This is a genomic window from Acinetobacter sp. GQ146 (genome assembly GCF_059758585.1).
The window spans coordinates 171,060-193,424 of record NZ_JCAXDV010000006.1 but is presented as its reverse complement, the minus strand read 5'-3'; the positions used below and the strand labels follow the sequence as shown (position 1 = coordinate 193,424).

Genomic DNA, 22,365 nt, shown 5'->3' with positions numbered 1-22,365 from the left:
GTTATGCCAGATACCAATATTCCTAAAGATGTTGCAGTCAGCCTTAAAGGAATTTTCACCAATATTAACCTTGAGCGCCTGAGTGAGATTCTGGTCGCCTTAGTTTTGTGCCTAATTGGCTTTGTTTTGGCACGCGTAGTCTCGAATACCTTTATCCGCACGGTTGGACAACGCTTTAATGCCCATCAAAGCATGGTTTGGCGCCGCGGGATTTTCTACTTTATTTTCTTGCTGTTTATTATGGCGAGCCTAAAAGAAGCCGGTTTTAAACTGAGTGTCTTTTTAGGTGCCGCAGGGATTCTGACCGTAGCTTTAGGTTTCGCGTCACAAACTTCCGCCAGTAACTTAATTAGTGGGCTATTCCTGATTGGCGAAGGTTCTTTCGAAGTGGGCGATACCATTCAAATTACCTTAATTCGTGGTCATGTGATTGAAGGCGAAGTGATTTCGATTGATTTACTCTCAGTCAAACTGCTCACTTTAGACAATATTTATGTGCGCCTACCCAACGAACAGTTGATTCGTGCGCCCGTGATGAATTTATCTAAATTTCCAATACGACGCATTCCAATTACTCTGGCCATTAATTTTCAGGAAGACATCATCAAAGTCCGCGAAGTTCTGCTCGATGTCGCCGCACGATATCCGCTGGCTCTAGATGATCCCAAACCTGAAGTGACTGTAACCGCCTTTCGTGAATCCACCATTGAAATTCTATTTGCCGTCTGGTGTCGACAAGACATTTTCATTAAAGCACGCGATGAATTACAGGAACGGGTCCGTAATGGTTTCTTGGAAAATCAGATTGAAATCCCTGTACCTAAAATGGGTATTATTGATCGACCACGTCCAAAAGAAAAAGATGAAATCGACCAGTATGCTTATGCCAAAGAGCTGAAACAGGAACAAAAAGAGCGATAAAATTATCGCTCTTTTTTGGGCTCAAGCAGACTTGGAGGTAAAGGTGCAAGATATGCAATCACCAACATCACCACACCCGATGCAATAAATGAAATCACCCGCGTTAAGGTTCCACTTTGCGATAAATCCAACAACAACAGTTTAACCACGACAATCGCCAACAGCGCCGATCCCACAAACCAGATCTGACGTATCTGCCGTCGACTGGAAAAAGTCATCAAGACAAAGGCTAGAATCACCCACAATAAAGTCAAACTGAGCTGTACCGAACCATCTCGCCAAATCGCACTGCCCCATAATGGGGTTGCCAGATAATGATGCATGGCTCGAACCACCACACTACTAAACACCAACAGTCCGATCAGGATCGTGCTGACTTTAAAGCCCCATTCAACACTTTGCCGTTGCTGAAAATCATGATGATAAATCAGCCACAATAAGCCGAGCAACATCCCGAGTGAGAGGAGATCGGTCAAATTGAGTAATGGGATCACATAATACTGAGTTGCAGAATAAGGGTCGAGGTTCAAGATCAACAACCATAACAGCCCCAAACTCCACACCGATTGTTGATGTAAAAACCGGGGGTTATGGTGCATGAATTGTAAGCAGGCGTAACCCAGTGGCACAATGCCTAGTGCCGCAATTGGCATCTGTGGAAAAACTGCCAGACCAATACCTGCCAGACTAAAACACAGCATGCCTGACCATAGCGAATTGCTAATTCGATCTGGAACACGCGGCATCATCAGCAAGATTAAACTTAAAGTGATTGCACTCACCGCAACACTGTATTGCACAGGGGTACTGGACCATTGCTGCGTGGTAAAAACTGCTTCGAGCAGACTTAGCAGGTACAGCAGCAGCAAAAGTCCACCCAGTAATACCAGTTGCACATTTTGCCACTCTAATTTAGATTTTAGATGCACCACTAAACTGAACAGCGCCAGCAACAGTGTTGCGATAGCAATCGAGTAACTGAAGGCCCATGCCTGCCCATGCAGCACTTCCACCCCAGCCAAAGCACCAGCATACATACCAGAGATCAGGAAAATACTGCTAAGCATGCGCGCACTGAAATACTTCTCGACTTGTTGATAATGCAGTAAATAGAAGGCAGAAATAAATTGAGCCAAGGCATAAATAAGCGTCGTTAAAATCGGAAAATGATCATTCGACCAGACCTGATACATCAGGGCAATCGAACTGATCAAAACCAGAACCACCCCCACATAACGGCTCAAACGATAGCGTTCAGTAATCCCCCAAACAATTAAGGCTGTCCCCTGTATCACCCAACCTGTGGACGTCCAATGCGCCCCTTTAGCCAATGGAAAAATTAGCGCAGTAAAGACCACGGCTAAAATAAAGAAGCTTTTCGCCAAAATGGACAACTCTGGATAGCGACGCTTTATCCAGAAATGTAATGCAGCATAGGTGACGGCTAAAGCAACAGCACCCCAAGTCAATGCCGTGGTTGAATCATGCATCAAGAAAGCATGTAAAGAAAAACCCAAGACAGGTACACTAAATATTAAACCCACATCTAAAATGGGCTGCAATTTTTTTCTCGACTCAAACATAGCCTGTTGCTGCGATTGAGCTTTCAGCATGAGCTGACTGTAGCGAATACTCAACCAAATAAATAATGCGATGTGCAGCCATAAAATCATATCAAGGGTATGCAGCTGCTTATGTTCTGCATAGATACCCACCACCGTCCCCCCAATAAACATGGTGGCAAAAAAAGCAATTTGGTGCAGAATTTTCCATGGTTGCAAAAAGTTCAGCACCACCACAGCCAAATTGATGACCCAATAATAGGCAAATAAGAACACCACATCAGGATGAGTGTGTGGAATCAGCAAAGGCGCTAGATACGCCATACTGAGTGCTAAAATTGCCAGATACAACGCTTGCTGTTTCAGGCTTAAAACAACAGTAATCCCCAGTACAATCACGCATAAGCCACTTGCCCACATCAAGCTGGCTACGATGGCAAAATGATGCGCAAAGATTAACGTCAGGAAAATAACGGCTAAGCCCACACCCTGTAAGGCAATCGCAAATAACGTATTTTTTCGTTGCAACAGATAGCCGAAAACAGTCGTGGCACCACCCGCGAACGCGATAAAGCCCAGTTTCACCGCCAAGCTCAGCTGCCAATGTTCGCTGGCAAAGCGTAACAACAACACAACACCGACCATAAGTAGCGTAACCGCAACTCTTAAAATCGGGTTGCCATGTTTCATCCAGTCGAGTGCAGGTTGCCACCATGCAACTGACGGTCTTTCAGGTAGAGCGTGCTCATGCTGTACAGGTTGCTGAAGTGTAGGATCATTTTGCTGAGTGATGCTCAGCTGCGGCTGTAGTGGTGGTGGTGAAGTAACGGCCGACTGTTCAGATGGCTTGAGCATGCCCGTGGCTAAAGATAGTTCTGCCGAAGACTGTTGCGTCTGTTCTAATCGAGCTAAACGTGTTTGAAAATTACTGATCACTTGAATCATGCAGAGCAGTAACAGCAATAATGCCCCTACCACCAGCCAAATCCACGTGTGGGCATATCCCCAGAGTGCAGCAAAAGCGGCTACATAAATCAGGAGTTGTTGTGTGCCCAGACTAGCGGGTTGAACAACAGAAGGCGTTTGCGACTGTTCTAAGTGTAATAAGCGCTGATGCAGATTAGTAATTACCTGAACCATCACGACAGTCAATCCAATGGCCGCAGCAAATAGCGCAGATTGCCATTGCAAACCGATTGCAACCAGCAACAGGATGCTTAATGCAATCAATAACCACAGCATGCCCTGCTTGTCTTTTTTATACATGGCGAAATTAAGTTATGCAGCTGACTTCAATTCATCTTACTTGATCAGGCTTCGAGCAGGCAGTTTTACATACAAAATGCTGCAAATTTATGGACTTGTCATGATAATTTCCATTCATGTCCCAGACAGGATTACATCGCCAATAAGACAGATTTGGCTTTTTCACGTAATATATGCCTGAGTTCATAATCAAGGTTTACAGCATGCCACCTTTTGTATTGGTCGATGGGTCATACTTTTTATTTCGCGCCTTTCACGCGGTTCCCCCGCTGACCACGTCTACAGGGTTGCATACCAATGCGGTACGTGGCGCAATTTCTGCCATTCAAAAATTGATGCGTCGTACTCAACCGACCCATATGGCTGTCATTTTTGATACACCAGAACCCACCTTCCGCCATGAATTATCTCCGATCTACAAAGGTGACCGCCCTAGCATGCCTGATGAACTGGCACAGCAAATCCCCTATCTACATGCGCTGATTCGTGCTTTAGGCATTCCAGTTCACATGCTCCCAGGTGCTGAAGCCGATGATATTATCGGAACATTGGCAAAACGGGCTGAAGCCAAAGGACAGCAAGTACTGATTTCCACAGGCGATAAAGATATGGCTCAGCTGGTCACCGAAAAAGTGACCCTCGAAGACAGCTTTAAAGAAAAGCCAATGGATGTGAATGGTGTTTTTGAAAAGTTCGGCGTGTGGCCAAATCAAATTATCGACTACCTAACCTTAATGGGTGATGCTTCTGACGGCATTATGGGCGTGCCAGGGGTTGGTGCAAAAACTGCGGCAAAACTGCTCACCGAATATGGCTCGATTGGTGGCATCTTAGAAAATGTCGACAAGATTAAAGGCAAGGTCGGACTAAACATTAAAGAAAATGTCGACAACATTGCGATTGACCATCAATTGGCCAGCATCGTCTGTGATTTAGACATCGGCATTTGCTACGAAGACCTTGCCTTGCAAGATCCGAACGTGAATGAATTACGTCGCTTATATACCGAGCTCGAATTCCGTAATCAGTTACAGTCCCTTGATCACCCGAACAATCCTAACAACAGTAAAAACAAACAAAGTAATGCCAGCCTGCAACAAACGGCTGCACCTGCTCCGATTGAAACGGAAGATCAAGCGACCTTAAGTAGTGTTGATGATCAACTCGGTCAAGCCAACTACCATACCGTACTCTCCGCAGAAGTATGGGACAAACTGTTACAACGTATGCAGAATGCCCACAAGTTTGCGATTGATACCGAAACCACCAGTCTAGATTATCGTGTAGCGGAAATGGTTGGTTTCTCAATTGCTTTTGATGCTGAAGATGCTTATTACGTCCCACTCGCGCATGACTACGAAGGGGCGCCTGCGCAATTGGAACGTGATCAGGTCTTAGCGCAAATCAAGCCCATCTTAGAAAATCCTGAGATCAAGAAAATCGGACATCATCTAAAATACGATGCCCACATTTTTGCTAATCATGGCATTGAGCTACAAGGTTGGTATTTTGATACCATGCTGGCCTCTTATGTGTTGAATTCCGTCGCCACTCGTCATGGCATGGATGATGTTGCACGTCTCTATTTAAGCCACCTCACCACCACCTATGAAGAAGTGGCCGGCAAAGGTGTCAAACAAAAGACCTTTAATCAGATTGAGATTGAAACTGCAGCACATTATGCAGCTGAAGATGCCCATGTCACCTTCCGCCTGTATGAAGTACTGGATAAAAAGCTCAAAGCCCATCCAGAACTGATTAATATTTTGCATAATATTGAAGTGCCTGTAGCGCGTGTTTTAACGCACATGGAAGAAAATGGCATTCAGCTTGATCTCCAATTCCTCGATCAATTGGGTGAAGATTTTTCTAAAACCATGCAAAATCTGGAAAACCAGATTACCGAATTGGCTGGACAGTCGTTTAATGTCAGCTCCCCGAAACAAGTAGGTGAAATCCTGTTTGAAAAATTGGGCTTAAAAGGCGGTAAAAAGACCTCAACCGGTCAATACAGCACCAGCGAAAGTATTTTAGAAAAAATTGATCATCCAATCAGTGCCTTAATTTTGGATTATCGTGGCCTGTCCAAACTGAAAAGCACCTATACCGATGGTCTGCTCAAACAAGCCAACAATGCAACGCATCGTGTGCATACCAGCTATCACCAAGCCTTGACGGCGACAGGACGTTTATCCTCTACCGATCCGAACTTGCAAAATATTCCGGTGCGCGAAGAAATTGGCCGTCAAATTCGTAAAGCCTTTATTGCCCCAGAAGGTCGTGTATTACTTGCAGCCGATTATTCACAAATTGAACTGCGCTTAATGGCCCATTTTTCTCAGGATGATGCCCTACTCGATGCTTTCCGCCACGGACAGGATGTGCACCGTCGTACTGCCTCTGAAGTTTTGAATATTCCGCTCGAACAGGTGACCCATGATCAACGTCGCCAAGCTAAGGCGGTGAACTTCGGTCTATTGTATGGCATGTCGGAATTTGGTTTGATTCGTCAATTGGGCTTTACCCGCGAAGAATCACAAAACTATATCAAACAGTATTTCCACCGTTACCCTGGCATTTATGAGTATATGCAACGTACTCGTCAGGTGGCGTTGGAACAAGGATTTGTCGAGACTATTTTGGGGCGTCGCTTATATACCCCTGAAATTGATGCCCGTAACATGATGATTCGTAAAGCCGCTGAACGTGCTGCCATTAATGCACCACTACAAGGCAGTGCTGCGGACATCATTAAAATGGCCATGATTGAAGTCGATAAAATGCTACCGAAAGATCAAGCCAAAATGCTGTTACAGGTCCACGATGAATTGGTGTTTGAAGTCGATGCTGACATTGCCGATGAATTGGCACCGAAACTGGCTGAAGTAATGCAATCGGTACTGGAAATTTCTGTGCCATTATTGGTTGAAGTCGGCAAAGGCAAAAACTGGGATGAAGCCCATTAAGCAATAAAATTCTAAGCATAAAAAAGGACTCACCAGTGAGTCCTTTTTTATATCTTGAAAATGAAGCAGGAAAACTTTATAAACCCGTTAATAATGCAATTGCCACTTCATTCATAATGATTTCAGCAATATATAAAGCCAAGAAGGCAATAATTGGTGATAAATCAATCATCCCCATATTTGGCAACAAACGACGGAACGGTGCCAATAACGGCTCAGCCAATTCTTGAATGACTTCAATATAAGGTGAGCGAGACTGGGTAAACATGACCACCCAACTTAAAATAATCGTCGCGAAAATCAGGTAACGACAGAAACGAATCAAGTCCTGAATCATGGTCACAAACGTCAAAATCACCAAATGAATTGGACTGTTCGGCATCGCACCAGATAAATACATGATGCCAAATATTTTTAATAAATACAGCACTACCACCAAAGCCAATGCCGCAGTATTCACCCGACCTTTACCCAGTGTCGGAAAAATACGACCAAAAATATCCACGATCTTGGTGGCTTTAGCTGTCGACATCACCACTGGGTTGTAAGGATTAACCGCTGCTAATTGCATTAAAAAGCGGAAGAATACGAGCAAAATCGCTACGTTAATAATAATGCCAAAAATTAGCGCAGAGCTTGCACCCATATTTAAATTTTCCTAATTAAAAATTAATTATTTGCTACTTTCACTTAATTCTTGCGCCAACTCTTGACTGCGTTTTTTCGCAGCCGCTAAAGCAGACTGAATATTTTGTGAAATTTGCGCACGATCAAAGACCTCTAAAGCTGCCTGCGTCGTGCCATTTGGAGAGGTTACATTTTTACGTAATTCTGAAGGTGAGCTGGCACTGGTAATCGCCATTTGGGCTGCACCTAAAGCCGTTTGTAAGGTCAAAGCCGTCGCTACTTTTTCATCTAGACCTAAGTTCTTACCTGCACGAATCATGCTTTCCATCATATAGAAGAAATAAGCAGGTCCTGAGCCAGAAACAGCCGTCACCGCATCAATCTGCGCTTCAGTATTGACCCAAATGGTTAAGCCTGTTGCAGCGAGCACTTGACTGGCTAATTCACGGTCTTTGGCATCTACGGCTTCAGTCGCAAATAAACCATGTGCACCCGTTTGTACCAAAGCCGGTGTATTCGGCATAACACGCACAATACGGTTTGTGCCAGATAAAGTGGCCATGGTTTCAATTTCAGCACCCGCCACAATCGAAATCACCAACTTACCATCAAGTAAGCCATGCAATTGCTTTAATACGGTCGTCAACACCTGTGGCTTTACTGCTAAAACTACAATATCTGCGTGCTCAATTGCGGCAATATTATCATCCGTTACATGCACATCTTTTTCTTGTAAAAGTTGACGAATATTTTCAAACGGATCAGAAACTGTAATACGTGTGGTTGGCATACCGCGAGCAATTAAGCCTCCAATTAAGGCCTGAGCCATATTGCCGCCACCAATAAAACTAATATTACAATTTAAAACTGCACTCATGATTTACGCTCGATATTGAGTATGTTATTGCTTAGAAAACAATTTTGGTTGCCATCCTTCTGCTTCAATATATTCAGACTGAGCGAACCAAAAACCATTAGGTGTAAAAACCCCTAGCATAACATTATCTATGCTTAATATTTGAATTGTATGACGCAACCACGGAAAAATTTGTGCCTGTTGTATGGCTTTTTTTAACGGCCAACTCCCTACCCGCCCCAGTAAATGAATTTTCTCCCCGCCAATACGGGCCGATAAGATCAGCTCCCGCCCCAATAAGCTTGCAGCTAAGCCCTGTTTTTGCGGGGTAATGCGATATGTTCCAGAGGCTAAAACAATCTCTTCTTGCTGATGCCACAGCACCGACTGCTGCAAAGGAATGGGATACAACTGTTCTGCCAAATATTCCTGAGCAGTTAAACGGAAAATCTGCTGTTGATAGCGAACAAAATAATAGCCATTCCAGTGCAAAGCAGCCTGCGCATCTGGTTTAGCGGCAATCACTTCTTTCAACACACGTTCAACCATTGCAAAGTTGGGTCGATACACCGCCTCACCTTGCATCCACACCGAGAGTAATTGCCGCTGTCTGGGTTTTGACAGATTTAATAAAGCTTCAAGATTCAATAACCTTGAATTTCCACAGGTCAATAAGTCGTCTTGCAGTACTTCTAGTAAAATGGCATCTGCATCTTGCATTAAAATACTGGTCCGGTTCAGCGCTTGCTGCATTTTTGGAAAGCGTTGTTGTAGGACTGGCCATAAAATTTCACGACACCAAGCACGATCATAATCAGGATCAGCATTGGTCGGGTCTTGAATATTTTGTACATTCGACTGGGCAGCCCATTGGCAAATCTGCTCACGTGATAACTCGAGCATGGGACGCCAAAGGGTCATATTCTCGCGCTGATCCAATACGGACATCGCTGATAAACCCTGCACTCCGGCTCCAGAAAGCAAACGTAGCATCAGTGTTTCGGCTTGATCTTGCTGATGATGTGCCAAAACCAAAATTTCATTGGCTTTTAAGTGCGTAGCGAATGCCTGGTAACGTGCAGTACGGGCCTGATTTTCTAGATTTCCTTCGGCCACGTGTACAGGAACAACCGAACACGGCACCTGTAATTGCTGACAGGTCTGAAAGACAAAATCACCCCATGCCGCACTCATACTTTGCAGTTGATGATCGACATATATCGCACGTACTTTTTGTGGGAATAAAAAAGACATAAGATGCAGCAACAGCATGGAATCCACGCCACCGCTACATCCTATCAGATACGAACTTTGTTCTGTAAAGGTCTGTGCCTGTATTAAGACGTTAGACCTAAATTGTCGCTGCCAAACTTCATTAAACGTTGGTAACGTGCTTCGCATCGTTCTTGGGCATCCATCGGCTGTAACTCATCCAAAGCTTGTTTGAGTACGGCTTTTAAATTTTCCATCACTTGTTCAGGATTTAAATGCGCGCCTTGACCTTCGTCAACCACGTATTCCACAATACCAATTTGTTGTAAACGGTCAGCTGTTAATGCCAATGCTTCACTGGCTTGTTCAGCTTTTTCCGCCGTTTTCCACAAAATAGAGGCACAGCCTTCTGGTGAAATCACTGAGTAGATACTGTGTGACAACATAATCACACGGTCAGCAACACCAATACCTAAGGCACCACCTGAACCCCCTTCACCCAAAACTGTTGCAATAACAGGAACTTTCAAATTAGAAAGTTGTGCAAGGCTGGTGGCAATCGCTTCAGCTTGACCACGCTCTTCAGCACCAACACCTGGGTAAGCGCCCATAGTATCAATAAAAGTGAAAACAGGTAAATTAAAACGCTCAGCCATATCTAGCAAACGTTGTGATTTACGGTAGCCTTCAGGGTTACACATCCCAAAGTTATGCTTTAATTTTTCGCGAGTGCTACGACCACGGTGTTGACCGACAACCATTACGGGTTTGCCATCAAAACGCGCTAAGCCACCGACCATCGCACCATCATCACCAAACAAACGATCCCCATGTAAAGCATCGAATTCAGTGAAGATTTCGCCAACATAGTCCAAAAATTGCGGACGATCTGGATGACGTGCAATTTGGACTGTTGTCCATGCTTTAGATTGAGCAGCTTTATTTTTCATAGGTCGACCATTATCCCTAGATTAACCAATCAGTATTAATCGATAAATTGTTCCGACTGAATATTCAATTCAATATCCCAGTGCTTGAATTGCACTTGTTCGTCGTGCAAGTCTGCTACAAGCAAAGGCCATTGTTTGGCATCACCAGAAACGCAGAGTTGCCATTGTTGCGCATTGCCAATGGTTAATTCAATGGCAGGAAGCATCGCATCGCTACGACTATGATTCAGTAAAACTGCTAATCGAAGCAATAGACATAAGTGCACAAGTTTGCTACCACCGACCTTCATCACATCAATTTTGGCATCACTACGCAACTTGCGACGATGGTGGGCAACCAAATGCGATATAAGATTTTGGTCAATTTGTGAGAAGCCCGCAATATCGGAATGTTGTAATAAATACGCTCCATGACGGTGATATCCCCCATGGCTGATGGCCAAACCAATTTCGTGCAAATACGCTGAACGACGCAGTAAGTCACTGTCATCACTAGTTAAATTGAGTGATTCGGCCACACCATCAAATAAATGTTGTGCCGTTTTGACCACGCGTTCTGCTTGTTTTGGATCTGCACCATAACGTCCCATCAGGGCTTGTACACTACGGTCACGAATATCCTCATGCTGGAAACGACCAAGCAGGTCATACATCACACCTTCACGCAATGCACCATCCGAATACACCAAAACATCAATATTCAGTAAATCAAACACTGCCGATAAAATGGCAACCCCAGCTGGCAAAACTGCTCGACGGTCTTCTTTTAAACCATCAAAATCCATTTCAGTCACATGTTTAAACTTGAGCAGTTTTTCCTTGAGTTTTTCTAGCCCTTCACGGGTTAGATTTTCCTGTTCATTGCTCCAACCCATGTTGACCGCAATTTGGCGGCAAGCCTTAATGGTACCACTCGACCCGACAACGGTATCCCAGCCTGCTTCTTTATAGGTATTGGCAATCGCAGAAAGTTCTTTACGCGCCGCAACCACCGCTTTATCAAAACTTTTTTGGTTGATTTCACCATCTGGGAAATAACACTTGGTAAAAGCCACACAGCCCATCTGTAAAGATTCAGTATGGATGGGTTCAAATTCCTCACCAATGATCAATTCGGTTGAACCACCACCAATATCAATCACCAAACGACGACCACTATTCGCCATGGTATGCGATACACCTAGATAAATTAAACGCGCTTCTTCACGACCCGCAATAATTTCAATCGGTTTGGGTAAAATTTCTGCCGCTTTTTGAATAAATTCATGACCATTTTTAGCTTGGCGCAAAGCATTGGTCGCCACAATTCTCAAACGATTGGGCTGTACTGAACTTAAGCGCCCAACAAAACGCGCTAAACAAGCCAAACCACGTTGTTGTGCGGCTTCAGTTAAATTTTTATTTTCATCAAGCCCAGCCGCCAACTGAACTTTTTCTGACATTGATGCAACTTTTTTGACTTCACCATGGTCTACACGAGCAATCGCAAGGTGAAAGCTGTTCGATCCCATATCGATGGCAGCAAGTAATTCTTCATCAATCAAAAAATCAGACATTCTTCAAATAAACCTGTACAGAATTGAGCCTAGAGTAATGCACATGCATGCAATTTAAAAGCCATTTATCTCTTTTAAATATTGAGCTTTTTATTTTTAAGCATATATGACAATTGTGTTACACGATCAGCATCATCGTGAGCATCAATTAGACAAATTGAACTGAAAGGCTGAAAATTTGCATCTAACACTACATTGTTAAAGATGGCTATGTAATACTTAGAGCCATTAGCGATCTTTTAATAAAATTTTGGAGCATATTCCATGTCAGGTAATATCATTAACACTACAGATGCCAACTTTGAAGCTGATGTTTTAAATTCTGATACTCCCGTTCTTGTTGATTTCTGGGCAGGCTGGTGTGCGCCTTGTAAAGCGATTGCACCTGTATTGGAAGTGCTTGCAAATGAATACGAAGGCAAAGTAAAAATTGTTAAAGTAGACGTGACTTCATGTGAAGCAACAGCCGTAAATTACAACATTCGTAACATCCCTGCTTTACTGATGTTTAAAAATGGTGAAGTGGTTGCGCAACAAGTGGGCGCAGCACCAAAGTCTAAATTGACTGCATTTATCGAAGAACATATCTAATTCTCGCTTTGCAATTAGACCAAATGCGCTATCCTCGATAGCGCATTTTTTTCGACTATAAATTGACAAACTCTGTAATCTCTCTTATATTGCATGCTCAAGAAAGAAAGGATTTCAAGTCCATCTTTTTCTTACAAGACACAACACATAAGATCGCCGCTCGGCAACAGAAATTGTTTCACACATTTTCTCTTCGCAACAATTTACCAGACCTCCGCGTTGATATTATACAAATACAATGCCGTCATTTTATTGCTGTATGCGACCGAATGTTGCTCCCTTTCCAACCTGTTTCTAGAATTTATGATTCTATCTGACCACCTATGAATTTAACCGAACTCAAGAAAAAACCAATTGGCGAACTCATCAAAATTGCAGAGTTTATGGGCCTTGAAGGAATGGCACGTAACCGTAAGCAAGATATTATCTTTGCCATCTTAAAGCGTCATGCGATGAATGGCGAAGAGATCTTTGGTGACGGCGTTCTCGAAATTCTGTCAGATGGTTTTGGTTTCTTACGCTCAGCTGCAGGCTCTTACCTTGCAGGTCCCGACGACATTTATGTGAGTCCTTCACAAATTCGTCGCTTTAACTTGCGTACAGGTGACACCATCACAGGAACGATTCGCCCACCTAAAGAAGGTGAACGTTATTTTGCCTTACTAAAGGTCAATCAAATTAACTACGATACGCCTGAAAACTCGCGTAACAAGATTCTATTCGAAAACTTAACACCATTATTCCCGACCGAACAACTGGTTATGGAATTGGGTAATGGTACTACTGAAGACTTAACTGCCCGTGTAGTCGATTTAATCGCGCCGATTGGTAAAGGACAACGCTCGATTATTGTTGCTCCGCCTAAAGCGGGTAAGACTATGTTATTACAAAATATCGCCCAGTCGATCGTACGTAATAACCCAGAAGTGTTTCTAATCGTCCTCCTGATTGATGAACGTCCTGAAGAAGTGACTGAAATGGAACGTACCGTTCGCGGTGAAGTTGTGGCTTCAACCTTTGATGAATCACCAGCGCGTCACGTCCAAGTGGCTGAAATGGTGATTGAAAAAGCAAAACGTCTAGTTGAGCATAAAAAAGACGTGGTGATTTTACTCGATTCAATTACCCGTCTCGCACGTGCCTATAACACCGTTATTCCATCATCCGGTAAAGTGCTCACAGGTGGTGTAGACGCACATGCACTAGAACGTCCTAAGCGTTTCTTTGGTGCGGCCCGTAATATTGAAGAAGGCGGCTCACTCACAATCATCTCAACTGCACTCATTGAAACAGGCAGTAAAATGGATGATGTGATTTACGAAGAGTTTAAAGGCACAGGTAACCAAGAAATTACGCTTGATCGCCGCATTGCTGAAAAACGTGTCTTCCCTGCCATGAACATCAAGAAATCAGGCACGCGTCGTGAAGAGCGCTTGATGGATGAAGATAATCTTCGCAAAGTTTGGATTTTACGCAAGTTACTTCACCCTATGGATGAACTGGCGGCGATGGAGTTCTTACTTGATCGCATGAAAGAAACAAAAACCAATGATGACTTCTTTGATCAAATGAAACGCAAAGCAAGTAACTAATTTTTAAGAAATATCAAAAAGGTCACGCACAGTCGTGACCTTTTTTATTTGGTTGACTTTCTTAACATAAAAACACAATTCATTTGATCTTGTGTAAGCATATTTTCAAATATTTGATTGTCAAAATATTGCTTAGAAAAACTGCTTTATTTTTAAAAACTTAAAAAGTATTTATCCAATATAAAGCGCACTCTTAATTGTTATTTTCTGTTAAAAAATAGCAAATATTTGCTCATTTTTTGGTTTTTTTTCACACAGACCAGTAGTAATTCAAAAGGGGCAGTGATAGCATATTCGCAGACCAGTTAAGCTGCTCCTGCGTTGTTACTGCCTAACAAATTTAGGAAGAATAAAAGCATATAACAGCTGACCTTGGTTTTTTTTAATCTCATATTTTAGAGAGTGATGCCATGTTATTCAAAAAAATCGCTATTGCTGCTGCAGTTGCTACTACTTTAGCTTTCGTTGGCTGTGCTAAAAAAGAAGAAGCTCCTGCTACTGAAGCTGCTGCTTCTGCTGCATCTGAAGCTACAATGGAAGCTTCTGCTGCTGTAGACGCTGCTGCTGTTGAAGCTGCTTCTGCTGCTGAAGTTGCTGCTTCTGCTGCTGAAGTTGCTGCTTCTGCTGCTGACGCTGCTGCTTCTGCTGCTCAATAATCTTTACGATTACGTAGCACAAAAAAGAGAGAACATTATGTTCTCTCTTTTTTTATGTCTTCATAAAAACAAATTCAATTATTTCAATTTTATATATTAAAAAATCATGAGTACACGCACATAAAAAAAGCAGATCAATCGATCTGCTCTTTCCCTACACGCTGTCTAAATTTCTGACCAGCGCGGAATGTAACCACTCGACGGGCAGAAATCGGAATCTCTTCACCCGTTTTAGGGTTTCGTCCTGGGCGTTGACGCTTATCACGCAACTCAAAGTTCCCGAAACCCGAAAGTTTAACCTGCTCTCCAGAAATGAGCGCTTGGCTAATTTCATCGAAGAATAATTCGACCATTTGTTTTGCTTCACGACGGTTTAAACTCGTGAGCTCACTTAAATGATCAGCCATTTCTGCTTTAGTTAATGCTGTCATGAAGCCCTCAATGTCGCCTGATAAGTGTTTTGCAACACTTCTATGATTGTATCCATACCGGTTTTGATTTCAGCATCTTCTAATGTACGTGAAGGATGTTGCCATAACAAAGCAAATGCCAATGAGCGTTTACCTGCTTCAACCCCTTGTCCTGTGTATACATCAAAGAGCCAATTCGAGTGTAACAGCTCCCCACCCGTTTTAGTGATAAGTTGCTGAATTTCACCAATATTAATCTTATCACTAATTAAAAGCGCAATATCACGTCTAACTGATGGAAAACGTGATAATTCTGTAAAATTAGATACATAAGTTTGCAAAACTGCTTTTTGATCAAGTTCAGCGACCCAAGTTACCCCCAAGTCTAAATCTGCCTCTAGGGATGGATGTAAGCGACCTAAATAACCAATCGATACCCCATTCACCATCATTTCAGCCGACTGCCCTGGATGTAGCCATACGCGTTCCGAGCGGACATATTCCACCTTAACACGACCTGCCGCTAAAATCTCTTCCACTTCACCTTTAAAGTCAAAGAAATCCATGGCTTGTGGCTTCGCATGCCAAGATTCTGCCTGCTTCGATCCAACGGCAATCATTGCTAAGGTTGGTATCTGTTTTAAATCATGAATGCTGTTCGCACCCTGATAATCAAAACGTAAACCCAACTCAAAGAAACGTACTCGATGCTGCTGACGATTAATATTGTACTGAACACAAGGAATCAGGCTAGAAAGCAATGTTGAACGCATTACCGCCAAATCACTTGAGATTGGATTGGCCAACATTAATGGCTGAACAGATGGATTTAACTGTTTTTCCAATTTAGCATCAGCAAAGCTAAAGCTAATCGCTTCTTGATAGCCTAAAGTCACTAAAGTCTGACGCAATTGTGACAATTCAAATTGATCCTGATAGCTGGCTAATTGAGCTTCAATTTTTGGCAAACTAACTTGAATATTGTCATAACCATGAATACGCGCCACTTCTTCAATCAGATCTTGATAAATCGCCATATCAAAACGGTGAGATGGTGGCACTACCGACCATTCCGTAGCAGCAACTTCAGTCACTTCACAGCCTAAACGGGTTAAAGCCGCTACAATGAAGTCCGTATCAACACTATATCCTAAGAGTTGATCTACCTGCGCCTGACTGAGTACAATCGCTTCACGCTTTGGTAATGATGCTGGTTGCTCTGCTACTGTAATTGGTCCAAACTCACCACCAGCGAGTTCAGCAATTAATTGAGATGCACGGTGCATTGCAAGCATTGGCAATTCAAAATCTACCCCACGCTCATAACGCTGCGATGCATCTGTATGTAAGCCAAAGCTACGTGCACGACCTGCAATATGTAACGGGGCAAAGAACGCCGACTCTAAGAAAATTTCAGTCGTTTCATCGGTCACAGAAGAAGATAAACCGCCCATGATACCTGCGATCGCCAATGCTTTTTCATCATCAGCAATAATCATGACTTTTTCATTCAGCTCAACTTCTTGCTCATTTAACAGCACTAGCTTTTCAGCTGCCGTTGCTTGACGTACATGAACCGCACCTTGAACTTTTCCACCATCAAAAGCATGTAAAGGTTGACCTAACTCCATCAATACATAGTTGGTAATATCCACCAAAATACTGTGTTGACGAATACCTGAACGCGCAAGCGCTCGTTCCATCCATTCTGGCGTCGGTGCTTTGGTATTGACGTTTTTAATCACACGTCCTAAATAGCGCGGGCAACCTTCGGTGGTGACAACCACTTTTTTCTCATCAGCGATTGTCGCAGCCACTTCTTGAATGTCTGGCGCAGTCGCTGCCATTTGATTAATGACAGCAATTTCACGCGCTACACCACGAATACTGAAACAGTCACCACGGTTTGGAGTAATACTAATATCAATCACATGATCATCTAAGTCTAGATATTCACGAATATCCACACCCACCGGTGCATCTGCTGGTAACTCTAACAGACCATCAATTTTATCTTCGAGATCAATTTCAGAGGCACCACACAGCATACCTTGTGATTCAATCCCTCGTAATTTACCTTTTTTGATTTTAAAATCACCTGGTAACACGGCACCAATGGTTGCGACAGGGGCTTTCATACCCACGCGGACATTGGGTGCACCACAAACGATTTGTAAAGGTTCTCCCGAACCAATATTCACGGTAGTCACACGTAAACGATCTGCATCAGGATGCTGCTCAACCATTAAAACTTCCCCGACCACTACGCCGGTAAATGGTTTGGCTGCAGGCGACAAGTCATCAACTTCCAGACCCAGCATGGTTAGTTGGTCAGATAAGGTTTCGCTATCAATCGCAGGGTTAACCCAAGTGCGTAACCAATTTTCGCTAATTTTCATTTCTGTAAAAACCTATCAATCTATTTTTTAAATCCCCTCTAACTTCACCTTTTCCAAGATGAAGAACCCTATTTCACGTTGAAGCCATCTCCTTTTCAGAGAGGATCGTTAGGGAGAGGTCTAAATCTGTTTAAGCAAATTGGCGTAAGAAACGCACATCGTTTTGATAGAACATACGTAAGTCATTGATGCCATAACGCAACATTGCAAAACGCTCTACACCTAAACCAAATGCAAAGCCTTTGTATTTTTCAGGATCAATACCTGCTGCTTGCAATACATTCGGGTGTACCATGCCACAGCCTAAAACTTCCAACCATTTACCGCGCTCATCCATGATATCGACTTCTGCACTTGGTTCAGTAAACGGGAAATAAGACGGACGGAAACGGACTTTAAGATCTTTCTCAAAAAATTCGTTCAGCAAGTTCACCAATAAGCCTTTCAGTTCAGCGAAGCTGGTATTTTCAGCAACATATAAACCTTCAATTTGGTGGAACATTGGTGAATGTGTCTGATCCGAGTCACAGCGGTAAACACGACCTGGACATACGATACGAATTGGTGGTTGTGATGTTTCCATCGTCCGGATTTGTACACCCGAGGTATGCGTACGCAACAAATGATTGGCATCAAAGTAGAAGGTGTCATGCATTGCACGTGCCGGGTGATGACCCGGAATATTCAATGCTTCAAAGTTATGATAGTCATCTTCAACTTCTGGACCTGTCGCAACAGTAAATCCTGCTTTGGTAAAAAATTGACAAATGCGTTCCTGCACTTGTGTAACTGGGTGAATACTGCCAATGGTTTGACCACGACCCGGTAAGGTAATATCGATGGTTTCACTAGCAAGTTGTTGTTCTAATGCGGCTTTTTGCAATTGCGCTTGACGTTCAGTCAATGCAGCATTGATGGCTTCACGCACAGCATGAATTGCGGCGCCCTGAACTTTACGCTCCTCAGGGTCCATTTTACCTAACGCTTTCGATTGTTCTGCAAGCTGGCTCTTTTTCCCTGTAAATTGCACACGAACGAGATCAAGTGCAGCAAGGTCTTGAGCTGCTGCAATGGCAGCAAGCGCTTCGGTGGTCAGGGCTTCCAGTGACATAGTAACTCTCAAAGCAACAATTTAATAATAAGATAAAACCCGATATTCTATCAGTTTTTAAAGAGCTTGATGAAGTTTCCAATTAAGGAAAATTTGATTAACATCCGAAATTAGAAAAAGTTTAAGATAAACCCAATTGCAAAGAGATCAATATCTATGGCCCTCGATCAAATTTGGAAACAGCAGCTCACATTAGTCACTTATGGCAACGAATATCTGAACAAAGAGCTGGGGTTTAATCGCTGGAAACAACATCCGATTTTTGATCAACATCTTTTTGTATTTCGGGATTTACTCTCGCAACACTTATTGGCGCAACACTTTCAAATCTGGCTGGAAGGACTAAAAAAACAAGGGGTAAAACGCCTAAGTTTACACAGCTCCAGCCTGTTGAATGATGAACAAAATCCAAATGCCAATGTTGAACTGTTGCCACTTGCACACTTTATTGTCAGCCATGAAGCCAACAAGAAAACGGCCTGGATTTTTGGTAAAGAACTTGCGGAATGGTACAATGCCGATAATGATTTTGAAGCCCCAGCCGCACAACAAATTTCGCTACGAGATGAAACTTTTTGGCGCTTTGAGCTGAATCACAAACTGGCCAAGCGCCTTGAAACTGATTTACAGTCTCCCAATTGGGATGACATTCAAAGTTATTTGCAAACTGAATTATTTAATAGCCCATTCACGCAAGGCTTTGTTGAACCCGCACAACAAAATCTTCCCTATTATGGTTATACCCAAAATCCAACTAACAACGCTGACACCACGTTAAATTCAAACAAACTCGCCCTACTTCCAACAGATTATTCTGCTGATTTTGCACATCAATCATTATATCGACTTGAAGCCTTAGAGCACTATCTCCAAAACCAGCTCCAACATCCTCAACATGAAGATGGCTCACCGCTGAGCGCAGATGAACAACTTAATCTACGTCATTTCTCGCAAAAACTTGATGATTTAAGCGCTAAATTTATTGTAAAAATTGCCAATCACTATCAATCAGCACAACTGACTCCTGTCGTATCCCCTAATCCTTTAGAAGGCATGTCAGCCTCAACCCCAAGCTCAATTCACAAGCCGCACGCTCATCACCATAAAGTCAGTACTTCCGCAGTAATTAAACTGATTTTAATTACAGTCATCATCTGTATTGTGGCCTATTACTTTGGACTCTAAAAAATCATTAATCTAAAAGCCACATCTGTGGCTTTTTTTATAGTTCTAGATGAAGCATTTGCAATCAGGTTCAGCATCTGCTTTTTGTAGATTCAAAGAATGCCGTGACTCAACAGCACAGTGCATTTAAGAAGTAATTAGCAAATTAAATGGTCGTACCTCAATTCTGACTTTATGCTCATCGGCATGCTGATTAATATAATGCTGCACCGCAACCACTTGACCTTCTAATTGCGCATCAGGTCCGTACATAATTTTCACAGACTCTCCAACCCTCGGAATCATCTCCAGCTTGACACTAATCCGCGCCTGATTCACACCGACAATTTCTGCAAGCATCGCCCCATTCCTTTTTATGATGACTTCATTTCATTAGGCATCCAAGCCCAGTAAATTTAAAGTTCAATTATGTAACCTGTTCAAGAACATCGATTTAGTCAACATCATCAAAATAACAAGGCATAAAAAAAGACCGCATAAAGCGGTCTTTTCCAATCATCTTGCGACAATTATGCAGCTAATGCACCTTTAGCTTTTTCAGCTAAAGCAGCAAATGCTACTGCGTCATGCATAGCGATATCCGCAAGTACGCGACGGTCGATGATCACTTGAGCTTTTTTCAAGCCATCGATCATACGGCTGTAAGACAAACCGTTTTGACGTGCACCAGCATTGATACGCGCAATCCATAAAGCACGGAATTGACGTTTCTTCTGACGACGGTCACGATAAGCGTATTGACCAGCTTTGATTACTGCTTGGAACGCTACGCGATAAACGCGTGAGCGAGCACCGTAGTAACCTTTAGCACGAGCAAGAATTTTTTTATGACGGCGATGAGCCTGTACACCACGTTTTACACGAGCCATTTATAAATCTCCTTAGATGTATGGGCACATACGGCGAACTGAAGCAACGTCACTTACGTGAACCATTACACAGCCGCGTAACTGACGAATACGCTTAGCAGATTTTTTGGTCAAAATGTGGCGTTTGAACGCTTGTTTACGCTTGAAACCGTTTGCAGTCGCTTTGAAACGTTTAGCTGCACCACGGCGAGTTTTTAACTTAGCCATAACAACCTCTTTAAACACCTGTTCGGAACGTCTGCACCATTGCAAAAACGACCTGCAGGTAAGGAAGGCGCTATTCTAAATCATCTTTGTACAAAACAAAAGCAAAACCCGCGCTATTTAACGAATAAATCTATTGGTTAAAGGCAATGTTTTTCATCAGCTGCTTGTATCTGAATGATCTGTCTAACGCAGGCTGAAATATCGTGCTAACAGTGCAGATTCAGGCGTGTTCAGGTCAATTCCGCTCTTGCAATCATGTCTGACTGCCTAGATTCAACCCAAACATATCAGCGACTTATGCTCATCTTATTCGAGTACAGCCCTCTCTACCAATTTATCCAACTGAAAGCATGCAACGACAGCTATAGCGCCGAAGGTCTGCCCACTGCATCAAGGAATGAGTAAGCATATTTGACTTTAGACGAGCTGCTCAAGTGATGAGAATGAGTATTCCCCAATATTTGAATGCCGCAGGATTATGCTGCGATTAGAATGAATTAACGACATATTAAGGATGAATTCGGTATCAAAATAGGCGAAGGAAAATATCCATAAAACATAATTTTAGGCTTGCCAGCATGTTCAAATCAGGAAATACTGGCAACAATTTAGCCACCCTATCCGCGACCTCGCTGCAGCAAGGATCAAATTAAACTGTATGAAACGACTGCTTTGTTTTTCTCTGATTCTCACCTTCCCATTTACACAAAGTTTTAGTGCGGAAAAACCCTCAACCTCACAGCTTTCTGTGCAGAAAAGTGTAGCCTTACCCGCTCACTTAACCACGCGGATTCAGTGGACCAGCTTTCCCCAACCCCAATATAAAAGTGAAGATTTAAAAGGGCAAAATCGTGCTGCCATTTTACGTGTTTACGCAGATGAAACAGGAAAAATCACTCAAACCAGTATTCAAGAAAGTACTGGTTTAAAAGATTTAGATGAACGCTTGCTTCAAGCGGTACGTCAAGCACGGGTTCAACCTTACAAAATTGAAGATACCACCCTGCCGATTATTGGCTACCAAACCTTTAACTTAAATCTGCAGCGCGAAGAAGCCGACTGTCAGTATGCATTTAACTCTAAAAATTGGCAGCTTCAACAACAAGGTCTGGTTAAATTCAGCTATATACAGCAACCCCAACTGGCATTAAGTCGTGATGATTTAAACCAACATGACCGCAACATCAAATTTAGTTTTAAGGTCGATAAAAAAGGACATGTGAAAAAAGTCAAAATCCAGCAAGGATCTGGTCTTTATGCTTTAGATCAAAGCGTCATAGCAGCAATCTCTAATAGCCAAGTCCGTGTAAAACGTACGGCTTCAACCTTATGGCTTTATAAAAAATCCAACCTTAAGGACGAAATCCAATTTAAACTCAATGCCTGTTCAAATTAACTTTCCGGGAGGGGTTTCCCTCCCAAATTTTAA

At 42.9% G+C, this 22,365-nt stretch carries 19 protein-coding genes; 7 read left to right on the top strand and 12 right to left on the bottom strand.

Annotated features, from left to right (window positions below):
* Window positions 1-3 precede the first annotated feature (3 nt).
* Window positions 4-921 (top strand): mechanosensitive ion channel family protein, encoded by a 918-nt coding sequence (locus AC6CHI_RS11630; protein ID WP_498121406.1) that lies wholly within the window; start codon window positions 4-6, stop codon window positions 919-921.
* Between the two features lie 2 nt (window positions 922-923).
* Here AC6CHI_RS11630 and AC6CHI_RS11625 read toward each other — a convergent pair whose 3' ends face one another.
* On the bottom strand, window positions 924-3,749 hold the full coding sequence (locus AC6CHI_RS11625) for a DUF2339 domain-containing protein (protein WP_498121405.1): 2,826 nt from the start codon (window positions 3,747-3,749) through the stop codon (window positions 924-926).
* A gap of 203 nt (window positions 3,750-3,952) precedes the next feature.
* Here AC6CHI_RS11625 and polA point away from each other — a divergent pair, with 203 nt between their 5' ends.
* Window positions 3,953-6,715, top strand: a complete 2,763-nt coding sequence (polA, locus tag AC6CHI_RS11620; RefSeq protein WP_498121404.1) for a DNA polymerase I — start codon at window positions 3,953-3,955, stop codon at window positions 6,713-6,715.
* Between the two features lie 76 nt (window positions 6,716-6,791).
* Here polA and AC6CHI_RS11615 read toward each other — a convergent pair whose 3' ends face one another.
* The 5 genes from AC6CHI_RS11615 to ppx are packed head-to-tail and all read right to left on the bottom strand — an operon-like array spanning window position 6,792 to window position 11,916.
* The gene (locus AC6CHI_RS11615) at window positions 6,792-7,361 is read right to left on the bottom strand and encodes a YggT family protein (RefSeq protein WP_458892891.1); all 570 of its coding nucleotides are present in this window, start codon (window positions 7,359-7,361) and stop codon (window positions 6,792-6,794) included.
* A 27-nt stretch (window positions 7,362-7,388) separates the two neighbouring features.
* Window positions 7,389-8,219, bottom strand: a complete 831-nt coding sequence (gene proC / locus AC6CHI_RS11610; protein ID WP_498121402.1) for a pyrroline-5-carboxylate reductase — start codon at window positions 8,217-8,219, stop codon at window positions 7,389-7,391.
* Between the two features lie 24 nt (window positions 8,220-8,243).
* The gene (gene tilS, locus AC6CHI_RS11605; protein WP_498121401.1) at window positions 8,244-9,599 is read right to left on the bottom strand and encodes a tRNA lysidine(34) synthetase TilS; all 1,356 of its coding nucleotides are present in this window, start codon (window positions 9,597-9,599) and stop codon (window positions 8,244-8,246) included.
* Window positions 9,536-10,360 carry an acetyl-CoA carboxylase carboxyltransferase subunit alpha gene (locus tag AC6CHI_RS11600; protein WP_458892894.1) on the bottom strand — a complete coding sequence of 275 codons (825 nt, stop codon included), beginning with the start codon at window positions 10,358-10,360 and terminating at the stop codon, window positions 9,536-9,538. The genes tilS and AC6CHI_RS11600 overlap by 64 nt, the downstream gene beginning before the upstream one ends.
* 35 nt (window positions 10,361-10,395) lie before the next feature.
* Entirely contained in the window at window positions 10,396-11,916 is a 1,521-nt protein-coding gene (gene ppx / locus AC6CHI_RS11595; RefSeq protein ID WP_458892895.1) for an exopolyphosphatase, read from the bottom strand.
* 264 nt (window positions 11,917-12,180) lie between these two features.
* Between ppx and trxA the strand changes: the two genes are divergently transcribed.
* The 3 genes from trxA (at window position 12,181) to AC6CHI_RS11580 (ending at window position 14,755) form a co-directional block, all read left to right on the top strand.
* Complete coding sequence (gene trxA, locus AC6CHI_RS11590; protein ID WP_458892896.1) at window positions 12,181-12,507, top strand: thioredoxin; 327 nt, start codon at window positions 12,181-12,183, stop codon at window positions 12,505-12,507.
* Between the two features lie 323 nt (window positions 12,508-12,830).
* Window positions 12,831-14,099, top strand: a complete 1,269-nt coding sequence (gene rho / locus AC6CHI_RS11585; protein ID WP_458892897.1) for a transcription termination factor Rho — start codon at window positions 12,831-12,833, stop codon at window positions 14,097-14,099.
* A gap of 410 nt (window positions 14,100-14,509) precedes the next feature.
* Window positions 14,510-14,755, top strand: a complete 246-nt coding sequence (locus AC6CHI_RS11580; RefSeq protein WP_498121399.1) for a hypothetical protein — start codon at window positions 14,510-14,512, stop codon at window positions 14,753-14,755.
* A 134-nt stretch (window positions 14,756-14,889) separates the two neighbouring features.
* On the opposite strand, the gene AC6CHI_RS11575 is transcribed toward AC6CHI_RS11580, so the two are convergent.
* The 3 genes from AC6CHI_RS11575 to pheS form a co-directional block, all read right to left on the bottom strand.
* Window positions 14,890-15,186 carry an integration host factor subunit alpha gene (locus tag AC6CHI_RS11575; RefSeq protein ID WP_016166119.1) on the bottom strand — a complete coding sequence of 99 codons (297 nt, stop codon included), beginning with the start codon at window positions 15,184-15,186 and terminating at the stop codon, window positions 14,890-14,892.
* Complete coding sequence (gene pheT, locus AC6CHI_RS11570; RefSeq protein ID WP_498121397.1) at window positions 15,183-17,564, bottom strand: phenylalanine--tRNA ligase subunit beta; 2,382 nt, start codon at window positions 17,562-17,564, stop codon at window positions 15,183-15,185. The genes AC6CHI_RS11575 and pheT overlap by 4 nt, the downstream gene beginning before the upstream one ends.
* 130 nt (window positions 17,565-17,694) lie before the next feature.
* Window positions 17,695-18,675 carry a phenylalanine--tRNA ligase subunit alpha gene (pheS, locus tag AC6CHI_RS11565; protein ID WP_100242091.1) on the bottom strand — a complete coding sequence of 327 codons (981 nt, stop codon included), beginning with the start codon at window positions 18,673-18,675 and terminating at the stop codon, window positions 17,695-17,697.
* 156 nt (window positions 18,676-18,831) lie between these two features.
* Here pheS and AC6CHI_RS11560 point away from each other — a divergent pair, with 156 nt between their 5' ends.
* Window positions 18,832-19,860, top strand: coding sequence for a hypothetical protein (locus AC6CHI_RS11560; protein ID WP_498121395.1), 1,029 nt, complete (start codon window positions 18,832-18,834; stop codon window positions 19,858-19,860).
* A gap of 126 nt (window positions 19,861-19,986) precedes the next feature.
* Here the strand turns inward: AC6CHI_RS11560 and AC6CHI_RS11555 are convergent, their stop codons facing one another.
* The 3 genes from AC6CHI_RS11555 to rpmI form a co-directional block, all read right to left on the bottom strand.
* Complete coding sequence (locus AC6CHI_RS11555) at window positions 19,987-20,199, bottom strand: hypothetical protein (protein WP_458892901.1); 213 nt, start codon at window positions 20,197-20,199, stop codon at window positions 19,987-19,989.
* 170 nt (window positions 20,200-20,369) lie between these two features.
* Window positions 20,370-20,729 carry a 50S ribosomal protein L20 gene (gene rplT, locus AC6CHI_RS11550; protein WP_004867327.1) on the bottom strand — a complete coding sequence of 120 codons (360 nt, stop codon included), beginning with the start codon at window positions 20,727-20,729 and terminating at the stop codon, window positions 20,370-20,372.
* Between the two features lie 12 nt (window positions 20,730-20,741).
* A complete protein-coding gene (gene rpmI / locus AC6CHI_RS11545; RefSeq protein ID WP_001096359.1) occupies window positions 20,742-20,936 on the bottom strand; it encodes a 50S ribosomal protein L35 in 195 nt (64 codons plus the stop codon).
* Between the two features lie 658 nt (window positions 20,937-21,594).
* Here rpmI and AC6CHI_RS11540 point away from each other — a divergent pair.
* The gene (locus tag AC6CHI_RS11540; RefSeq protein ID WP_498121393.1) at window positions 21,595-22,332 is read left to right on the top strand and encodes a TonB family protein; all 738 of its coding nucleotides are present in this window, start codon (window positions 21,595-21,597) and stop codon (window positions 22,330-22,332) included.
* Window positions 22,333-22,365: the final 33 nt, after the last annotated feature.

What these genes read in the sequence shown, in the direction of transcription:
- pheS (WP_100242091.1), bottom strand. Translation starts at nt 18,675, where the DNA reads ATGTCACTGGAAGCCCTGACCACCGAAGCGCTTGCTGCCATTGCAGCA.
- rpmI (WP_001096359.1), bottom strand. Translation starts at nt 20,936, where the DNA reads ATGGCTAAGTTAAAAACTCGCCGTGGTGCAGCTAAACGTTTCAAAGCG.
- rplT (WP_004867327.1), bottom strand. Translation starts at nt 20,729, where the DNA reads ATGGCTCGTGTAAAACGTGGTGTACAGGCTCATCGCCGTCATAAAAAA.
- AC6CHI_RS11630 (WP_498121406.1), top strand. Translation starts at nt 4, where the DNA reads ATGCCAGATACCAATATTCCTAAAGATGTTGCAGTCAGCCTTAAAGGA.
- polA (WP_498121404.1), top strand. Translation starts at nt 3,953, where the DNA reads ATGCCACCTTTTGTATTGGTCGATGGGTCATACTTTTTATTTCGCGCC.
- AC6CHI_RS11615 (WP_458892891.1), bottom strand. Translation starts at nt 7,361, where the DNA reads ATGGGTGCAAGCTCTGCGCTAATTTTTGGCATTATTATTAACGTAGCG.
- AC6CHI_RS11575 (WP_016166119.1), bottom strand. Translation starts at nt 15,186, where the DNA reads ATGACAGCATTAACTAAAGCAGAAATGGCTGATCATTTAAGTGAGCTC.
- trxA (WP_458892896.1), top strand. Translation starts at nt 12,181, where the DNA reads ATGTCAGGTAATATCATTAACACTACAGATGCCAACTTTGAAGCTGAT.
- AC6CHI_RS11555 (WP_458892901.1), bottom strand. Translation starts at nt 20,199, where the DNA reads ATGCTTGCAGAAATTGTCGGTGTGAATCAGGCGCGGATTAGTGTCAAG.
- tilS (WP_498121401.1), bottom strand. Translation starts at nt 9,599, where the DNA reads ATGCGAAGCACGTTACCAACGTTTAATGAAGTTTGGCAGCGACAATTT.
- AC6CHI_RS11540 (WP_498121393.1), top strand. Translation starts at nt 21,595, where the DNA reads ATGAAACGACTGCTTTGTTTTTCTCTGATTCTCACCTTCCCATTTACA.
- rho (WP_458892897.1), top strand. Translation starts at nt 12,831, where the DNA reads ATGAATTTAACCGAACTCAAGAAAAAACCAATTGGCGAACTCATCAAA.
- AC6CHI_RS11600 (WP_458892894.1), bottom strand. Translation starts at nt 10,360, where the DNA reads ATGAAAAATAAAGCTGCTCAATCTAAAGCATGGACAACAGTCCAAATT.
- AC6CHI_RS11580 (WP_498121399.1), top strand. Translation starts at nt 14,510, where the DNA reads ATGTTATTCAAAAAAATCGCTATTGCTGCTGCAGTTGCTACTACTTTA.
- ppx (WP_458892895.1), bottom strand. Translation starts at nt 11,916, where the DNA reads ATGTCTGATTTTTTGATTGATGAAGAATTACTTGCTGCCATCGATATG.
- AC6CHI_RS11625 (WP_498121405.1), bottom strand. Translation starts at nt 3,749, where the DNA reads ATGTATAAAAAAGACAAGCAGGGCATGCTGTGGTTATTGATTGCATTA.
- AC6CHI_RS11560 (WP_498121395.1), top strand. Translation starts at nt 18,832, where the DNA reads ATGGCCCTCGATCAAATTTGGAAACAGCAGCTCACATTAGTCACTTAT.
- proC (WP_498121402.1), bottom strand. Translation starts at nt 8,219, where the DNA reads ATGAGTGCAGTTTTAAATTGTAATATTAGTTTTATTGGTGGCGGCAAT.
- pheT (WP_498121397.1), bottom strand. Translation starts at nt 17,564, where the DNA reads ATGAAAATTAGCGAAAATTGGTTACGCACTTGGGTTAACCCTGCGATT.